This window comes from Ruegeria sp. (assembly GCF_040830605.1).
Taxonomy (GTDB): Bacteria; Pseudomonadota; Alphaproteobacteria; order Rhodobacterales; family Rhodobacteraceae; genus Ruegeria.
Genome location: NZ_JBFOMD010000011.1, coordinates 46,740 through 64,331 on the forward strand (window position 1 = coordinate 46,740; position 17,592 = coordinate 64,331).

The 17,592-nt window shown below is 62.2% G+C and carries 17 protein-coding genes; 15 read left to right on the plus strand and 2 right to left on the minus strand.

All coding sequences use genetic code 11. The annotated features are described in order from the left end of the window. The first annotated feature begins 60 nt into the window (after positions 1-60). Complete coding sequence (locus tag AB3N21_RS16465; protein WP_367936242.1) at positions 61-1,236, plus strand: Zn-dependent hydrolase; 1,176 nt, start codon at positions 61-63, stop codon at positions 1,234-1,236. A 96-nt stretch (positions 1,237-1,332) separates the two neighbouring features. After that, positions 1,333-2,037 carry an SGNH/GDSL hydrolase family protein gene (locus AB3N21_RS16470; protein WP_367936243.1) on the plus strand — a complete coding sequence of 235 codons (705 nt, stop codon included), beginning with the start codon at positions 1,333-1,335 and terminating at the stop codon, positions 2,035-2,037. Between the two features lie 69 nt (positions 2,038-2,106). Here the strand turns inward: AB3N21_RS16470 and AB3N21_RS16475 are convergent, their stop codons facing one another. Then, the gene (locus AB3N21_RS16475) at positions 2,107-2,808 is read right to left on the minus strand and encodes a response regulator transcription factor (RefSeq protein WP_367936244.1); all 702 of its coding nucleotides are present in this window, start codon (positions 2,806-2,808) and stop codon (positions 2,107-2,109) included. Further along, positions 2,808-4,703, minus strand: a complete 1,896-nt coding sequence (locus AB3N21_RS16480) for a PAS-domain containing protein (RefSeq protein WP_367936245.1) — start codon at positions 4,701-4,703, stop codon at positions 2,808-2,810. The genes AB3N21_RS16475 and AB3N21_RS16480 overlap by 1 nt, the downstream gene beginning before the upstream one ends. A gap of 258 nt (positions 4,704-4,961) precedes the next feature. On the opposite strand from AB3N21_RS16480, the gene AB3N21_RS16485 reads away from it, so the two are divergent. The 13 genes from AB3N21_RS16485 to AB3N21_RS16545 all read left to right on the plus strand — a co-directional run bounded on the left by AB3N21_RS16485 (position 4,962) and on the right by AB3N21_RS16545 (position 17,560). Then, positions 4,962-6,935: an AMP-binding protein gene (locus tag AB3N21_RS16485; protein WP_367936246.1), complete on the plus strand. Its 1,974-nt coding sequence runs from the start codon at positions 4,962-4,964 to the stop codon at positions 6,933-6,935. Positions 6,936-7,013: 78 nt separating this feature from the next. After that, the gene (locus AB3N21_RS16490) at positions 7,014-7,832 is read left to right on the plus strand and encodes an ABC transporter ATP-binding protein (RefSeq protein ID WP_367936247.1); all 819 of its coding nucleotides are present in this window, start codon (positions 7,014-7,016) and stop codon (positions 7,830-7,832) included. Continuing rightward, entirely contained in the window at positions 7,825-8,406 is a 582-nt protein-coding gene (locus AB3N21_RS16495) for a hypothetical protein (RefSeq protein ID WP_367936248.1), read from the plus strand. The genes AB3N21_RS16490 and AB3N21_RS16495 overlap by 8 nt, the downstream gene beginning before the upstream one ends. Positions 8,407-8,425: 19 nt before the next feature. Further along, positions 8,426-9,412 (plus strand): branched-chain amino acid ABC transporter permease, encoded by a 987-nt coding sequence (locus AB3N21_RS16500; protein WP_367936249.1) that lies wholly within the window; start codon positions 8,426-8,428, stop codon positions 9,410-9,412. Between the two features lie 28 nt (positions 9,413-9,440). Beyond that, positions 9,441-9,857, plus strand: a complete 417-nt coding sequence (locus tag AB3N21_RS16505) for a hypothetical protein (protein ID WP_367936250.1) — start codon at positions 9,441-9,443, stop codon at positions 9,855-9,857. A 118-nt stretch (positions 9,858-9,975) separates the two neighbouring features. Next, positions 9,976-10,233 carry a hypothetical protein gene (locus tag AB3N21_RS16510; protein ID WP_367936251.1) on the plus strand — a complete coding sequence of 86 codons (258 nt, stop codon included), beginning with the start codon at positions 9,976-9,978 and terminating at the stop codon, positions 10,231-10,233. A 3-nt stretch (positions 10,234-10,236) separates the two neighbouring features. Further along, positions 10,237-11,313 carry a branched-chain amino acid ABC transporter permease gene (locus AB3N21_RS16515; RefSeq protein ID WP_367936252.1) on the plus strand — a complete coding sequence of 359 codons (1,077 nt, stop codon included), beginning with the start codon at positions 10,237-10,239 and terminating at the stop codon, positions 11,311-11,313. 73 nt (positions 11,314-11,386) lie between these two features. Further along, positions 11,387-12,670: an ABC transporter substrate-binding protein gene (locus AB3N21_RS16520; RefSeq protein ID WP_367936253.1), complete on the plus strand. Its 1,284-nt coding sequence runs from the start codon at positions 11,387-11,389 to the stop codon at positions 12,668-12,670. Between the two features lie 112 nt (positions 12,671-12,782). Beyond that, positions 12,783-13,982, plus strand: a complete 1,200-nt coding sequence (locus AB3N21_RS16525) for a patatin-like phospholipase family protein (protein ID WP_367936254.1) — start codon at positions 12,783-12,785, stop codon at positions 13,980-13,982. Positions 13,983-13,993: 11 nt separating this feature from the next. After that, a complete protein-coding gene (locus AB3N21_RS16530; RefSeq protein ID WP_171177688.1) occupies positions 13,994-14,827 on the plus strand; it encodes an ABC transporter ATP-binding protein in 834 nt (277 codons plus the stop codon). Between the two features lie 4 nt (positions 14,828-14,831). Continuing rightward, a complete protein-coding gene (locus AB3N21_RS16535) occupies positions 14,832-15,365 on the plus strand; it encodes a hypothetical protein (protein ID WP_367936255.1) in 534 nt (177 codons plus the stop codon). Further along, the gene (locus AB3N21_RS16540) at positions 15,362-16,582 is read left to right on the plus strand and encodes a phenylacetate--CoA ligase family protein (RefSeq protein ID WP_367936256.1); all 1,221 of its coding nucleotides are present in this window, start codon (positions 15,362-15,364) and stop codon (positions 16,580-16,582) included. Before AB3N21_RS16535 ends, AB3N21_RS16540 begins: the two co-directional genes overlap by 4 nt. A 51-nt stretch (positions 16,583-16,633) precedes the next feature. Next, positions 16,634-17,560: an alpha/beta fold hydrolase gene (locus AB3N21_RS16545; RefSeq protein ID WP_367936257.1), complete on the plus strand. Its 927-nt coding sequence runs from the start codon at positions 16,634-16,636 to the stop codon at positions 17,558-17,560. The last annotated feature ends 32 nt before the right edge of the window (positions 17,561-17,592 follow it).

Consider the following 17,592-nt stretch of genomic DNA (forward strand, 5'->3'; position numbering starts at 1 on the left):
CGGGAGCCTCCGGCGGGGATATTTTCAAACAGAAGAAGCAGGGGAGATGGAGGACCAGGTATGGCGGTGAATGCGGAACGGTTTCTGGCGGATTTGCATATGTTGCGGTCGTTTGGCGCCTCGGGCGTGGGCAAGGGCGTGGTACGGCCTGCCTATAGCGAGGCCGACATCGCCGCGCGGCGCTGGCTGGCGGGGCGGATGGAGGAAGCCGGGTTGCAGGTCCGGTTTGATCCGGTCGGCAACCTTTTTGGTCTGGCAGAGGGGCCGTCGCTGCTCATGGGCTCGCATTCCGACAGCCAGCCCGAGGGCGGCTGGCTCGACGGCGCGCTGGGCGTGATCGCGGCGCTGGAGGTGGCGCGATCCTCGGACCGGCCGGTTTCGGTGGTCAGCTTTCAGGATGAAGAGGGGCGGTTCGGGGTGACCACAGGCTCGGCGATCTGGTCGGGGCATCTGCCGTTGGACCAGGCGGACGAGCTGACCGATCACGCCGGTATCCGTTTCGGTGCCGCGCGGGCGGCGATGGCGGATCTGGCGGGTGATTTCGTCGACCCGGGCCGGTTCACCGGTTTTGTCGAGATGCATATCGAGCAGGGGCCGACGCTGGACACCGAGGGCGACCGGATCGGGGTGGTTACCGATATCGTCGGCATCCGCGACATGAAGATCACCTTCGATGGCCAGCAGAACCACGCGGGCACCACGCCCATGCATCTGCGCCGCGACGCGTTTCAGGCGCTGTCGCGGTTCAATTCGCTGATCAACGAGCGGTTCCGCAACGTGGTCACGCCGCGCACGGTCTGGACCATCGGCCATGTATCACTGCATCCCAATGCGTCCTCCATCGTGCCGGGGCGGGCGCAGTTCTCGATGCAGTGGCGCGACGGCGATGCCGGGCGATTGGCGCGGATGGAGGAGATCATTCGCCAAACAGCCGAGGAGGTGGCCGGGGAAATGGGACTGGAGTTCGGCCCACTGCTGGGGCTGGAGCCGGTGGCGATAGACGACCGCCTGAAGGCCGCGCTGGAGTATGGGGCCGAGGCGGTGGCAACCGGGCGGTGGCGGCACATGCCGTCGGGCGCGCTGCACGACGCCACCAATGTTTCGCGCCTGATGCCGGTGGCGATGCTGTTCGTTCCGTCCATTGGCGGCATCAGCCATGATTTTGCTGAGGACACGGGCGAGGCGGATCTGGTGGCCGGATTGAAGGTGTTGGATAAAGCGACTCAAAAGTTGTAGTTCGCAATTTTAATCATCTCATGATTGTTAAACTTCCTGCGCTGTGATCCAATTTGCGTTAACGGAATCACAATTCTTTTTGCGCAGCTTGGTCCCATGACTTTTGATCGCCTCAAACCCCTATTGTTTGCTTTCATTGCCGCCCTGCCGCTGACGGCCTGTCAGGAATCGTTCAGCCAGAACAGTGGCGCCCGAATTCTGGCCGTGGGGGATTCTCTGATGGCTTGGAATGCGGTCTGGGGCAGCTCGATCTCTGACACCATCGAACAGGAGTTAGGTGAGGCGGTCGTGGATCGCTCGGTCGCCGGTGCCTGGATGCAGATCCGCCCGGATGCCGAGGACCAGAAAGGCTTCAACATTCCCTACCAGTACGTCAAGGGCGACTGGGATTGGGTGGTGGTCAATGGCGGCGGCAATGATCTGTTGTTCGGGTGTGGCTGCGGGCGTTGTGACCGGATCATGAACCGGATGATTTCCGCGGACGGCTCGACCGGGCAGATACCGGATTTTCTGCGCCGCATTCGGGATGACGGGGCCAGAGTGCTTTATACCGGTTATCTGCGCAGCCCCGGTCTGCTGACCCCAATCGACCATTGCAAATCCGAAGGCGATGAGCTGGAGGCGCGGATAGCGCGGCTGGCACAGCAGGAAAAGGGTATCGAATATGTGTCGATGCAGGATGTGGTGCCGAACGGCGGGCTGTTCTACTTCGCGCCTGACCTGATCCATCCGTCCCCCCGCTCCAGCCATCTGATCGGCAAACGGCTGGCCGCGATGATCCGCAGGATCGAGGCGCAGTAGCCCGGCGCTCGGGGTTCTTGCGGTGCGCTATTCCGAAGGAATTGCCTGCAAGCTGCCAAAATCAGGGGATCAGCGCCAGCTCACATCGCCCAGAAAGATATAGCCCGCGCCGTAGATCGTCTTGATCAGTCGCGGGTTCTTGGGGTCTTCGCCCAGCTTGGTGCGCAGCCGCGAGATGCGGACGTCCATCGCCCGGTCAAAGCTCTCACCCGCCGCACCGCCCAGCATCTCCTGCATCTGGGCGCGGCTGATCAGGCGTTTCGGACTTTCCAGAAACAGGCGCAGCACTTCGCCCTCGGCATGGCTGAACGGGGTCTCGCCGCCCTTGTCATCCTCCAGCACGTACCGGTCGAAATGGGCGGTCCAGCCGTTGAACAGAGCGGTGTCGCCGCCCTGCGCGACCGGGCGGGGGCTGCGCAGACGGGCGCGGATACGGGCCACGACTTCGGCCGGATCGAACGGTTTGGTGATGTAGTCGTCGGCGCCCAGCTCCAGCCCGGTCACCCGGTCCTGCACCTGCGCCCGGCCCGAAATGATGATCACCGCCGCGCCCTGCTCCAGTGCCAGCCGGTGCACCAGCGCCAGCCCGTCGGTATCGGGCAGCGACAGATCGACCAGACATACATCCGGCGTCACCCGTTTCAGCGAGGCTTCGAACTCGCGCGCGCGGGCAAAGCTCTGGGTTCGAAACCCCGCCTCTTCCAGCGCATCCGTCAGGATCTGCCGGATTTCGGGCTCGTCGTCGAGAATGGTCACCAGCGGTTGGGTCATCAGGCGGCCTCGGTCCGGATCAGCGCAGAGAGTTGTGCGCGCGAGAAGGGTTTGCGCAGAACCGGCCCCTGCGCAAGGGCCTCGCGGTGCAGCGGGTCGGACAGCGGCAGCGAGGTCATCAGCACGCAGGGCAGGCCCGGTTTCAGACGGCGGATCAGGTCCAGCCCGGTGCCGGCGCCCTCCAGTCTGATGTCCGACAGCACCAGCGAGATATCGTCGAGATCGGCGGCCAGCGCGCAGGCCTCGTCGGCCGAGGTTGCCTCGATCACCGAATGGCCCAGATCGACCAGCATGTCGCGGAACTGGCTGCGCAGTTCGTCATTGTCCTCGACCAGCAGCGCCAGCCCGCCATGGGCTGCGGGCGCGGCACGATAGGGCAGGCGCAGCATCACCGACGCGCCCGAGGGCGTGTTGCGCAGCTGCAGATCGCCGCCCGCCAGCTTGACCATGTCATAAACCATCGGCAGGCCCAGCCCCGAGCCCTCGCTGCCCTTGGTGGTAAAGAACGGGTTCAGCGCCTTGTCCAGCGCCTCGGCGGAAAAGCCCGGGCCGGTATCGCCGACGGTGATCTCGATCCAGATCCGCCCGATGGTATGGGCGCTGACGGTGATCTGCCCGTTGGTGCCGCAGGCATCGCGGGCGTTCAGCACCAGGTTCAGCAGCGCATCCTGCAACATGCCCGGGTCCAGCATCAGCGCCTCGTCCGGCATGTGGTTGACCACCGACAAGCCCATCCCGCGCGGCAGCGAGGGCGAGGCGAGGATCTTGAGATCCTCGAGCACCCCGCGCATATCGGTCGCCTGCGGCTGCAGGGTGCGGTTGCCGGTCATGTCGGCGATCCGGTTCAAGAGCTGCCCGCCCCGCCGCGCCGTCTGCTGCGTGGCCGTGACCAGCTCGGCAGCCTCATCGGGCAGATCCATCCGCTCCAGCCTGCTCTGCATCCCCAGAATGATGGTCAGCAGGTTCGAGAAATCATGCGCCAGCCCGCTGGTCATCTGCGCTGCCAGTGCCCGCCGCCGCGATTGTTGCAGCGCCACGCGGGCCTGGGTTTCCTCGGTAACGTCCATCGACAGGATATAGACCCCGCCCGCCTGATCCGGTGTGAACGAGACCCGGATGCGGCGCTGATCGTGATCCTCGGTGAACTCGAAGACCGAGTTGCGCCCGCCATAGGCCTTTTGCAGATGCGGCGCGATGCGGGCAAAGGCCGAGGGCCCCAGCGCCTCCGAGATATGCAGCCCGACGATATCCGACGGCCGTCCCGGCATCACCGCGCTCAGCCGCCGGTTGGAATAGGTGTAATGCCCGTCGGCGCCCACATGGGCGATATGGGCGGGCATCATCTCGGTGGTCAGGCGGGTGCGCGACTCGATCTCGGTCAGCTGCCGCTTGGCCTCTTCCAGCGCGGTGATCGTGGCGGCCAATTTGCGGTTGGTGGCCGACAGTTCCTCGGCATGGGTCAGCAGTTGATCCGACAGCTCCTCGGACCGGGTGCGCAGCAGTTCCTCGGCCTGTTTTGTTCGGGTGATGTCGGTATAGACCGCGACCCAGCCGCCCTGTGGCAGCGGCGCGCCCTCGACCGAGATCACCATCCCGTTGGGGCGGATGCGTTCCATGTAATGAGGCTCGAACGCCAGCGCCTGATCCACCCTCAGCTTTACGGCGTCCTCGATATTCCTGACCGGGCCATACTCGCCCTGTGTGGCCAGATGGCGGATGGTGTCGGAAAACGCAGCCCCGGGACGAACCAGTTGATCGGGCAGATCGAACATCTCCTGAAACCGGCGGTTGCTGAGCACCAGTTTCAGATCGTTGTCATAGATCGACAGGGCCTGCCCGATCAGGTTCAGCCCCGCGGTCGTCATTGCCTTGATGCGCTGGTCGGAAATGTCCAATGCCGTTCTCCCCGGGACATAGGCCTAGCACCGGATGTGCGCCGGGGGTAGGGGCCTTTCGGTCGCTGCCCGCGCGGGACATGGGCAGGTGTAACAGGCAAGCGCCCGCTCGGGTGAAGGCTGTTACAATTCGTAAGATTTGGGAAAACATCAGGAAAAAGTTGACGCCGACCGTTGGGGCCGTCCCTAATCGGGGCAGAATCGCATCGGCGATCGCGTTCGGTCCGGGATGGGGCCGGAAAGGGGAGGAGAAAGACATTGGCTCAGACGCAGTCGGGCGCCGAAGGGTTGCAATCCCTTCCGGCACTGCTTCATCGCAACGCGACCCAGTTCGGGGATGCTCCGGCCTATCGGGAAAAGGAATTCGGCATCTGGCAGAGCTGGACCTGGGCTGAAACAGCGAAAGAGATCGAGGCGCTGGCGCTGGGCCTGATCAATCTCGGCGTGAACGAGGGCGATTTCGTTGCCATCATCGGCCGCAACCGCCCCTATCTCTACTGGTCCATGGTCGCCGTGCAATCGGTGGGCGCGGTGCCGGTGCCGGTCTATCAGGACGCGGTCGCCGAAGAGATGGCCTATGTGCTGGGCCATTGCGGCGCGCGCTTCGTGATCGCCAGCGATCAGGAGCAGGTCGACAAGGTGATCGAGGTGCAGGACGAACTGCACCAGTTGGAGCATGTGCTCTACCTCGACCCGCGTGGCCTGCGGAAATACGACCATCACACGCTGCATCAGTATTCCCATGTGCAGGATCAGGGCCGTGCCGCGCGGGATGAGTGGATCACCGACCTGCAGGACCGTCAGGCCAGGCTGACCTATGACAGCACCTGCGTGATGCTCTACACCAGCGGAACAACCGGCAAGCCCAAGGGCGTGGTGCTGTCGAACCGCAACGTGATCGAAAGCGCCAAGAACTCGGCGGATTTCGACCATCTGACCCGGGGCGAGAACATCCTGTCCTACCTGCCGATGGCCTGGGTGGGCGATTTCATCTTTTCCATCGGTCAGGCCTATTGGTGCGGCTTCTGCGTGAACTGCCCGGAAAGCCAGGACACGATGATGACCGATCTGCGCGAGATCGGGCCGACTTACTTTTTCGCCCCGCCCCGCGTGTTCGAAACCCAGCTGACCAATGTGATGATCCGGATGGAGGATGCGGGCGCGCTGAAGCGCCGGATGTTCCACCACTTCCTGAGTCACGCCAAGAAGGTCGGCGGCGACATCCTCGACGGCAATCCGGTCGGGTTCATGGACCGGCTGAAATATCAGCTGGGCAACCTTCTGGTTTACGGACCGCTCAAGGACACTCTGGGGTACAGCCGCATCCGTGTGGGCTATACGGCCGGTGAGGCGATCGGGCCCGAGATATTCGACTTCTACCGCTCGCTCGGCATCAACCTCAAACAGCTCTATGGCCAGACCGAGGCGACGGTGTTCATCACCGTGCAGCCCGATGGCGAGGTGCGCGCCGACACGGTGGGCGTTCCGGCGCCGGATGTGGAAATCAAGATCGACGACAATGGCGAAATCCACTACCGCTCGCCCGGGGTGTTCGTCGAATATTACAAGAACCCCGAATCCACCGCCTCGACCAAGGATGCCGAGGGCTGGGTCGCCACCGGTGATGCGGGGTTTATCGAGGAAGGTTCAGGCCATCTGCGCATCATCGACCGTGCCAAGGATGTGGGGAAGATGGCCAACGGCTCGATGTTCGCGCCGAAATATGTCGAGAACAAGCTCAAGTTTTATCCCGACATTCTTGAAGTCGTGCTGTTCGGCAACGGCAAGGACCGCTGCGTCGCCTTTATCAATATCGACCTGACGGCGGTCGGCAACTGGGCCGAGCGCAACAACATCGCCTATGCCTCGTATCAGGAACTGGCGGGCCACCCCAAGGTACTGGCATCGATCCAGAGCCATGTGGAAGAGGTCAACCGCTCGGTCGCGGCGGATGAGATGTTGTCGGGCTGCCAGGTGCATCGTTTCGTGGTGCTGCACAAGGAACTGGATGCCGATGACGGCGAAATCACCCGCACCCGCAAGGTGCGCCGGGGCTTCGTTGAGGACAAGTACGACGACATCATCACCGCGCTTTATGACGGGTCGGACACGATTTCGACCACGACCGAGGTGACCTATGAGGACGGCCGCAAGGGCTCGATCAGCGCGACGCTGAACATCGTCGATGCCGCGGTCGTGCCGGTGGCACAGCACAAGGTGGCGGCGGAATGAGGTCCGGCCGTGCGCCGCTCGACCTGCGGTCATCGCCCCGCCCGCCATCCCGTTTCCGCGCAGTTCAGGGAGTAGCCGATGCTTGATGCATCCGAAGGATATGTCACCGAGGACGGCCGCAAGATCGGCGGCGTGGTGATGGAGATGAAGAACATCACCCTGCGCTTTGGCGGTGTGGTGGCGATCAAGGATATCTCGTTCGACTTTCGCGAGGGCGAGATCCGCGCCATCATCGGACCCAACGGGGCGGGCAAGTCCTCGATGCTGAACGTGATCTCGGGGTTTTATGTCCCGCAGGAGGGTGAGGTTTGGTTCCGTGGTGCCAAACGCCCTCAGATGCGCCCCTATGAGGTGGCGCGGCAGGGCATCGCCCGGACGTTCCAGAACATTGCCCTGTTCGAGGGCATGAGCGTGCTGGACAACGTGATGACCGGGCGGCTCAACTACATGAAAACCAACATCTTTCAGCAGGCCTTGTGGATGGGCAAGGCCGAGCGGGAAGAGACCGAGAACCGCGAAATGGTCGAGAAGGTCATCGACTTTCTGGAAATTCAGCACATCCGCAAGACGCCGGTCGCGCGCCTGCCCTACGGGCTAAAAAAGCGGGTGGAACTGGCCCGGGCGCTGGCCGCCGAGCCCAAGCTGCTGCTGCTGGACGAGCCCATGGCCGGCATGAATGTCGAAGAGAAAGAGGACATGTCCCGCTTCATCCTCGACGTGAATGACGAGTTCGGCACCACCATCGCGCTGATTGAGCATGACATGGGCGTGGTGATGGATCTGAGCGACCGGGTCGTGGTGATGGATTACGGCAAGAAGATCGGCGACGGCACCCCCGACGAGGTGCGCAACAACCAGGAGGTCATCGACGCCTATCTGGGGGTGAGCCATGACTGAAGCTCGCCGTTTGCACAACTTGGTGACCAGCCGACACCGGCGCTCAGAAAAGTTGTGTCGAAGCCTCTACTCAATGGTAGCTAGCGCTCATGTTTTGATGGCAATGACAGGATCTGCTTATGCGGGGCATACGGCCGAAGACTATGAAAACTTGAGTCAAAAATGCCTGTCAACAGTTCTGGAAGTCGGCGGATACAGGTCGTTCGAAGGTGCCTTGTTCAAATCAATTCATGACGGAAGGCTGCATCTGACCGAAAACGAGGCGGACATTTTTATCAAGCTCAGTAGCAGGGACAACCCCGGCCAAGAGGATACGTGTGGCTTTGAAGTAATAAATGTCGGAGAGCAAGAATTTGGTTTTTTTGCAGCCGCAATGCTGAAAAGGGCTGAATCCTTAGGGCTGTCTCGAATTCGACCATTCACGGAGACTAATTTCACCTTCGGTGCTTGCGTTGAGGACAAGGTAAAGGGACCAACGGATTTGGGCATCCGCGTCCGGTACTTTCGAAAATCGAAAGCCGTGTACTTCCGCGCAGCTTCGTCTCCGGGAGGTTATTCTGAATGTGGCGAATAGCGAATGAGGACTCTTAAGTATGCCTGAACAACTCGTATTCGCGATGGAGGTCATCCTGAACGGCCTGATGGCCGGGGTGCTCTATGCGCTGGTGGCTCTGGGCTTTGTGCTGATCTACAAGGCGTCCGGCATCTTCAACTATGCCCAAGGCGTGATGGCGCTGTTTGCGGCGATGACGCTGGTGGGGATCATGCAGGGGCAGGTGCCGTTTGCGCATCTGATCAACGCGATCTTCGGTGGGCATGTCACGCATTTCGGCTGGAACATACCCGGGGCGCTGGCGATCCTGCTGACCATGGCGGTGATGGTGCTGCTGGCCTGGGCTGTGCAGCGCTTTGTGATGCGGCATCTGGTGGGGCAGGAACCGATCATCCTGTTCATGGCCACCATCGGTCTGGCCTATTTCCTTGAGGGTGTGGCCGACCTGATGTGGGGCTCCGAGATCAAGACACTGGATGTGGGCCTTCCGCAGGGCATCAACCTGTGGATCGACGAGACCACGTTCAACATCTTCGGCTACGGCTTTTTCATCGACAATCTGGACATCGTGGCCACCGTCATCGCGGCGCTGCTGGTGGCGGCCCTTGTGGCGTTCAGCCAATACACCAAGCAGGGCCGGGCGATGCGCGCGGTGGCGGACGACCATCAGGCGGCGCTGTCGGTGGGCATTTCGCTGAACTTCATCTGGATCATGGTCTGGTCGGTCGCGGGCTTTGTCGCGCTGGTCGCGGGCATCATGTGGGGCACCAAGTCGGGCGTGCAGTTCTCGCTGAGCCTCATCGCGCTCAAGGCGCTGCCGGTGCTGATGCTGGGCGGGTTCACCTCGATCCCCGGCGCCATCGTCGGCGGGCTGATCATCGGCGTGGGCGAGAAGCTGTTTGAGTTTGCCATCGGTCCCCTGGTGGGCGGCGCCACCGAGAACTGGTTCGCTTATGTGCTGGCGCTGATCTTCCTGGTGTTCCGCCCGCAGGGTCTGTTCGGGGAGAAGATCATTGAACGGGTATGACCTGCAGAAGTTTCGTCAAGGGGCGGCCATGATCGCGCTTGTCGTGACGGGTCTGGCACTCTGTGCCGCTGGGTTCTTTTTGTACGTCGGGTTGAGTGTGAAAGCTGCGCTTGGATCGGCAGACAATATTGGCAACACAGTGTCTATCCTGCTGCTCTGTTTTGCTGCCTTTTGCTTGGTGTGGCCTACGGCAAAGACTGATTGGCGGATGGGTTGGATCTCGGGCGGGGTGCTGCTTGTCTGGACGGCAGTCGTGATCGGGTTTGTCGGGCAGACAGCAATGAGGGTGTTTGCTTCCGAAGAAACGGCAGCTGCGGCGACGGGATCCGATCTGTCGGCAGATCTTATGGTGTTGATAGGTTTCTACGGCGCCGTTCTTGTTTCCCTGCTTGGAGCGGCCTGGTTTGAAAGAAAAACCCCCAGAGCTTCTGAGGGAGCGGAATAATGCAACGCTACATGGCTCACTATTTTGAAATCATCAGTCAGCGCGATTTGAGGACATTCTTGTTTGGACGCAGGTGGGGTCGGAATGACGCGGCCCCCGGCGAATGGGAGGTCCCCGCATGAACAAGCTGATCGCCATCGTCAACGTCATCGCCTGGGCGGGGTTCTGGGCTTTCGGCTATCTCGCTCTCACCGCCGAAGGGCTGACCGACACCCAGCTTGTCGTTGCCGCGGTCCTTGCCTTCGCCGGGCTGGTCACGGGCGTCGTGGCCTACATGAAGCTGGTGCGGGTCACCGAGCAGAGCGGCTACGCCAAATCGTCGAAACAACTGGATGCCGCGGCCCGCGAGCGGGCGCAGGAAGAATGGGGAAAGTAAGCCATGTTCTACCGTGAAGCCGGAGATTTCAAAGTCTCCTACAGGGATGACAGCCAGACCTTTCCGATCAGGTTCGACCGGTACCGGTATTACTTTGTGCTGGCCGTGGCCTTCGGCATCATACCCTTCTTCATCAACGACTACTGGGCCAATGCTCTGCTGCTGCCGTTTCTGATCTATGCCATCGCGGCGATCGGGCTGAATATCCTGGTGGGCTATTGCGGGCAGGTCTCGCTGGGCACCGGCGGGTTCATGGCCGTGGGGGCCTATGCCTGCTACAAGCTGATGACCGCCTTTCCCGATGTCTCCATGTTCATCCACGTGATCCTTGCGGGCGGCATCACCGCGCTGGTCGGCGTGCTGTTCGGCCTGCCAAGCTTACGGATCAAGGGCTTCTACCTTGCCGTGGCCACGCTGGCGGCGCAGTTCTTTCTCGTCTGGCTCTTCAACCGGGTGCCGTGGTTCTACAACTACTCGGCCTCGGGTCAGATCAACGCGCCCGAGCGTGACGTGTTCGGCATCATCATCACCGGCCCCAACGCGCCGGCCTGGGCCACCTACCTGTTCTGCCTGATCTTCCTGACGGTCTGCGCGCTGATCGCCCGCAACCTGACCCGCGGCACCACCGGCCGGAGCTGGATGGCGATCCGCGACATGGACATCGCCGCCGAGATCATCGGGGTCAACCCGCTCAAGGCCAAGCTGACCGCCTTTGCCGTCAGCTCCTTCTTTGTGGGCGTCTCGGGGGCGCTGTTTTTCTCGGTCTATCTGGGCGCGGTCGAGGTCGGCGAGGCCTTCGGTATCCAGAAATCGTTCCTGGTGCTGTTCATGGTGATCATCGGCGGGCTGGGCTCGATCTTCGGCTCGTTTGCCGGGGCGGCGTTCCTGGTGCTGCTGCCGGTGGTGCTCAAGGTCGTGGGCGCCGACATGCTGGGCTGGCCCACCGATATCGTTGCGCATCTGCAGCTGGTGATCGTGGGCGCGCTGATCGTCATGTTCCTGATCCTCGAACCGCACGGGCTGGCGCAGCTGTGGCGCGTGGCCAAGGAAAAACTCAGGCTCTGGCCCTTCCCGCACTAGGGCCGCCTACATCGAAGGGGGCCGCTGGAGAGCCCCGACCCAACATCGGACAAACCAAGGGAGGAGAAACCCGATGAACAAGAAACTGGCAACCGTGGCGCTGAGCGCCCTGATGGCCGCAGGCCCGGCGATGGCCGACCTCGTGTTCCCGTCGCTCAGCTATCGCACCGGCCCCTATGCTGCGGGCGGTATCCCGTTTGCGGATGGCTATGCCGACTATTTCACCCTGCTGAACGAGCGTGATGGCGGCATCGGCGGCGTTCCCATCAAGGTGATCGAATGCGAAACTGGCTATAACACCGAAAAAGGTGTGGAGTGCTACGAATCCACCAAGGGCGAAGGCGCGCTGGTCTATCAGCCGCTCTCGACCGGGATCACCTATCAGTTGATCCCCAAAGCCACGGTGGATGATATTCCGATCCACTCGATGGGTTACGGCCGCACCTCGGCCAAGAACGGCACCGTGTTCAGCCACACCTTCAACTATCCCGCCAACTACTGGGATGGCGCTTCGGGCGCGGTCAACTACCTGCTGGACGAAAACGGCGGCGACCTGAGCGGCAAGAAAATCGCGCTGGTCTACCACAATTCGGCCTATGGCAAGGAACCGATCCGCACGCTTGAGGAGCTGTCCAAGAAGCACGGCTATGAACTGGTCGCGCTGCCGGTGGATCATCCGGGTCAGGAGCAGAAGTCGCAGTGGCTGCAGATCCGCCGCGACCGTCCCGACTATGTCCTGATGTGGGGCTGGGGCGTGATGAACCAGGTCGCCGTGCAAGAAGCTGCGAACATCCGCTTCCCGATGGAGAACTTCATCGGTATCTGGTGGTCGGGCGCCGAGCATGACGTGATGCCCGCCGGCGAAGCCGCCAACGGCTACAAGGCGTTGACCTTCCACAATGTGGGCACCGACTTCCCGGTCTTTGACGACCTCAAGACCCACGTGATCGACGCGGGCAAAGCGGCCGGCGCAGGCGATCAAGTCGGTACCGTGCTCTACAACCGGGGTCTCTATGCCGCGATGCTGGCGGCGGAAGCCGCCAAGAAGGCACAGGAAATCCACGGCACCGCCGACATCACGTCTGCAATGATGCGGGACGGCATGGAAGCGCTGGAGATGACCGAAGCCAAGATGACCGAACTGGGCCTGCCCAACTTTGGTCCGGCGTTCTCGGTTACCTGCGAAAACCACGGCGGCGACGCGCTGGTTGGTGTGACCCAGTGGGATGCGGCCAACAAGACATGGTCGCTGATCTCCGACTTCAAACCCACCGATGGCGAAGTGATCGGTGCACTGATCGAAGAAGATTCCGGCGCCTACGCCTCGGAAAACAACATCTCGGCGGGCTGCAACTAAGCCGAGCCTGTCCCGGCCCGGCGCCGGGACGGACAAACACCCGGGGCGGCAGGTGCCTTGCCGCTCCGAACCGGACAAGTCCCGCAAGGGACAGGCATGAGGACGAACGCTAATGCTGGACATGCTCCAGACAAAAGCAGGAATGATGTTGGGCGCATTGCTGATGCTCGCCGCGTGTGGCGAGCCCGTAATCGATGGCCCGGCATGCACGGGGCTTGTCCGACCCTATTCCCCGGCTCCCGATTTTAGGGGCGCTGACTCCACGACCGATCCGTTCGTCCGCGTTCTCGAAGCGCAGGCAGCGCAAGTCGCGGGATTCGCCGTGCCCAAGACCGGCATTCCAATCGACGTTCTGGCAATGACCACCGGCGGCCAATATGGTGCGTTTTCCTCCGGGGTGTTGACCGGATGGCCCGAAGGCGAACGTCCGAAATTCAACATCGTGACCGGCGCCAGTGCTGGTGCCGTGATTGCTCCGCCGGCCTTTGCCGGGAAGGACTTTGATGACAGGCTTAAGGGGAATGTGGGCATCTCGACCAAGGATGTCCTGACGCAGAGGCCATTCTGGACGCTTCCGGGTTCAAGCTCACTCTATTCAACGGCGAAGCTCCGCAGGCGCGTCAGCGATAGGATAGACAAGCCACTTCTGGACGCGATCAAAGGACGCGCTGATACCAGCACAAAAGGTCAAATAGTCAACACCGTGGTGCTCGGCGCGGTCAACCTCGACAATGGCAAGTTCGAGGTGTTGGATATCGGCCAGTATCTCACGGTCACACAAGATGATCTCGCTCAACGCAAGGAATGCCTCACCGAGGCGGTCCTGGCCAGTTCTGCGATCCCGGTTCTGTTTCCACCGCGGCGCATCGGGGGGTCACTCTATGCGGATGCGGGTGTTCGGCAGCATGTCTTCCTGGAACGCCTGGCCAGGGCACAGAAATTCGCCACGCAAAGCACAGGCCGAAAGTTCGACGTTAGGGTCACGATGCTCGTCAACGGTGACCTTGTCGTCAACCAGACCGAACAAAGCGCCCAGTTGATAAAGCTAGCCCAGCGCAATTTTCAATTGGTCAATGATCAGGGGTTTCGCGACTCAATCGGTCGGGTGATCCGCGTGGTAGAGAAGAACAAATGGGGTTTCCGGGCCCTGATGGCACCGCGGATTCCACCGGATACCTGCACAAGCCCCGATCCCCTGTTTGACGCCTGCATAACCAATTTCCTGTTCGAGGCGGGCAAATCCATGACCGAAACCGGACCGATCAAATGGCTGAACAAGGATCAGCTGAAAAACAAGATTAACGAATTCTGAGGGAGTTGAAGATGCTGGATGCGGCAAATACCACCGACGTGCAGGCCGACACCCTGCTTGAGGTCAACAATATCGAGGTGATCTACAACCACGTGATCCTCGTGCTCAAGGGCGTCAGCCTCACCGTGCCCAAGGGCGGCATCACCGCTCTGCTTGGAGGCAATGGCGCGGGCAAGACCACCACGCTCAAGGCGGTGTCGAACCTGCTGCACTCCGAACGGGGCGAGGTCACCAAGGGCTCGATCAAGTATCGCGGCCAGAGCGTCCATGAAAGCGACCCGGCCGATCTGGTCGAGAAAGGCGTGATCCAGGTGATGGAGGGGCGCCACTGCTTCGAACACCTGACCGTCGAGGAAAACCTGCTGACCGGCGCCTATACGCGCAAGGACGGCAAGGCCAACATCCAGCAGGATCTGGAGCTGGTGTACAATTATTTCCCCCGCCTCAAGGAACGCCGCCGCTCTCAGGCGGGCTACACCTCGGGCGGCGAGCAGCAGATGGTGGCGATGGGCCGCGCGCTGATGTCCAGGCCCGAGACCATCCTGCTGGACGAACCCTCGATGGGTCTGGCGCCGCAGCTCGTCGAGGAGATCTTCGGCATCGTGAAGGACCTCAACGAGAAAGAGGGCGTATCCTTCCTGCTGGCCGAGCAGAACACCAATGTGGCCCTGCGCTTTGCCCATTACGGCTATATCCTGGAATCGGGCCGTGTGGTGATGGACGGCCCCGCCGCCGAGCTGCGCGAGAACCCGGACGTCAAGGAGTTTTACCTCGGCATGTCGGATGAAGGGCGCAAAAGCTTCCGCGACGTGCGGTCCTACCGCCGCCGCAAGAGGTGGTTGTGAGCCAATGGCGGATCCAGTCACCCTCGCGGATTTCATAGGTCTCTACGAAAAAGAGTATCTGCTTCTCGTGAAGACCTACGAGGATTACAACAATCAGAGCCTCCTGATCAAAGGGTGGAGCGTCACCGTCGGCATGGCGTCGATCCTGGCGGCCTATCTGGCGAAACCGCCCGACCGTCCGGGCCGTCTGGCCGTGCTGATCGCCGCCTGCTCGGTCCTGCCATTCCTTGCTCTCGACACCTTGTGGAAGGCGCTTCAGCACGGGTATCTGCTGCGCATCGGCGAGATCGAAGAGGTTTTCCGTCAGATAGCCGACAATCCCAAGATCGGGCTGGGCGATCTTGCCGGGGCTCCGTTGCAAGGGTTTGAAACCTGGGCAACCGGTTTCGACAAGGTTTCCCTTTCAGGTTACCTCAAGGCGTTCTGGAACAGCACGGTGCTGCTTCCGCACATCCTGATCATCGGCTTCGGAATACTCCTTGCCTGGCGTTTTCCTCCCAAACCCGCTCAGCAGACAGCTCAGGGAAACTTGTCATGACGACCGTTCACTATGATGCCCTCGAGACCCGCAGCGCGGATCAACGCGCCTCGGATATCGCCAAGGCGCTGCCCGAACAAATCGCACGGGCCAAGGCCGCGCCCGGCTTTGCCGCGCTGGCAGATGCCGACCCTGCCGCCGTCACCAGCACCGAGGCGCTGGCCGCCCTGCCGGTATTGCGCAAATCCGAGCTTAGCCGGGCACAGGCCGAGCATCCGCCCTTTGGCGGTTTCACGGTCAAACCTGCGCATGGGTTCGCGCATATCTTCCAGTCTCCGGGTCCGATCTATGAACCGGGCGGAGTGGACCACGACTGGTGGCGCATGGGCCGCTTTCTGCACGCCACCGGGATCGGGCAGGGCGATATCGTGCAGAACTGCTTCGGCTATCACCTGACCCCTGCGGGCATGATCTTTGAAAACGGTGCCCGGGCCGTCGGTGCCGCCGTACTGCCCGCCGGCACCGGCCAGACCGAGTTGCAGGTGACCGCCGCCCGCGACGTGGGCTGTACGGCCTACGCAGGCACGCCGGATTACCTCAAGGTGATCCTAGACAAGGCCGACGAGATGGGCGTGGCGCTGAACTTCTCCAAGGCCGCCGTCGGCGGCGGGGCGCTGTTCCCCTCCCTGCGCCAGGAATATGCCGATCGCGGCATCACCTGCCTGCAAAGCTACGCCACCGCCGATCTGGGCAACATCGCTTATGAAAGCCCGGCGATGGAGGGGATGATCGTGGACGAGCATGTCATCGTCGAGATCGTCACCCCCGGCACCGGAACCCCCGTGGCCCCGGGTGAGGTGGGTGAGGTCGTGGTGACCTCGCTCAATCCCGACTATCCGCTCATTCGCTTCGCCACCGGCGACCTGTCTGCGATGATGCCGGGGCAGAGCCCTTGCGGCCGCACCAACATGCGGATCAAGGGTTGGATGGGCCGCGCCGATCAGACCACCAAGATCAAGGGCATGTTCGTGCGCCCCGAGCAAGTGGCCGCGCTGGTCGAGAAACATGACGAGATCGTCAAGGCCCGCGTCATCGCCTCGCGCCAGGGCGAGATGGACGCGATGACCGTCCAGATCGAGAGCCCCTGCGGCAATGACGACGCCTATGCCAGATCGGTGGTCGAGGTGCTGAAACTCAAAGGCGCGGTCGAGGTCGTGGCCCCCGGCTCTCTGCCCAAGGACGGGCTGGTGATCGAGGATCAGCGCGTCTACGACTGACCGGTTCGGCCCTGGCCGCCCCGCTTGCCATCGCCCCGATCCGAGGTATCCTTGGCCGATGGCAGGGGCGGCGCGATGATGCGGGTGATCAGGGTTCTGTCGATACTGGGCCTGCTCTTGGGCTGTTCCGCCCCGCAGCCCCGGCCGCCATCCGCACCCGACCCTTTCGTCTATCGTCAGGAAGAACTGGCCCGGGCGCACAGTATCGTGTTCCTGCTGCCGGGCGTCCTGACCCCAGGCGAGATCTTCGACCCGGTCCGCACTTGGACGCCGTCGGGCTATGCGCCGGTCTACTACCGCTTTCCCGGCATGGACGGAGCGCCGCCGGATTACGATCTGGTCATCTCTCAGGCCGCGGCCGAGATCGCCGCCTTTGCCAATCGTCACCCCGGCAAGAAAATCAGGCTGATCGGCTATTCGACCGGCGCCCCCGTCGCCCTGATCGCCGCAACCGGGATCGACCGCGACGACACCCGCGTGGCGGCGATGTCCTCAGCAGTCGAGCAAGCAGGCGGCCTGCGCACCGCGCTGAATGGTGCCGCCGATATCCTTGCGGCGGCTCTTCGCAGCGGCAGTCTCGACCTCAACCGGATCTGGCCGGAATATTACAAGACCCTTCTTTTCGGTCGCGACGGGCTGCGCGACCCCGACCGGCGCAAACGAGCCGCGCAACTGCTCGAGCAGGAGCGTGACAGGTTGATCCAGCCCGACATTGCGCTCAGCCGCGCCCAGACCCGCGATCTGCGCCGCTGGCGCCTGCCGCCGACGCGGGTGCTGGATGCCGACCGGATCCGGTTCTTCGTCGGGACCAGCGATCCGGTTTTCCGCCCTGCCCAGACCCTGCGCTTCGCCCGCAAGCTCGGTAACCCGCGCATCCTGGGCTATCCCGGCCATGGGCATGTCCTGTTCGTGTCCAGGCCCGAGGTCTTCGACGATATCCGCGCGTTCTTCGAGGAGCCCGGGATTGGGGCCTATTAAGCCCGTCCGCGATCATCATCGAAAAGAGCGAG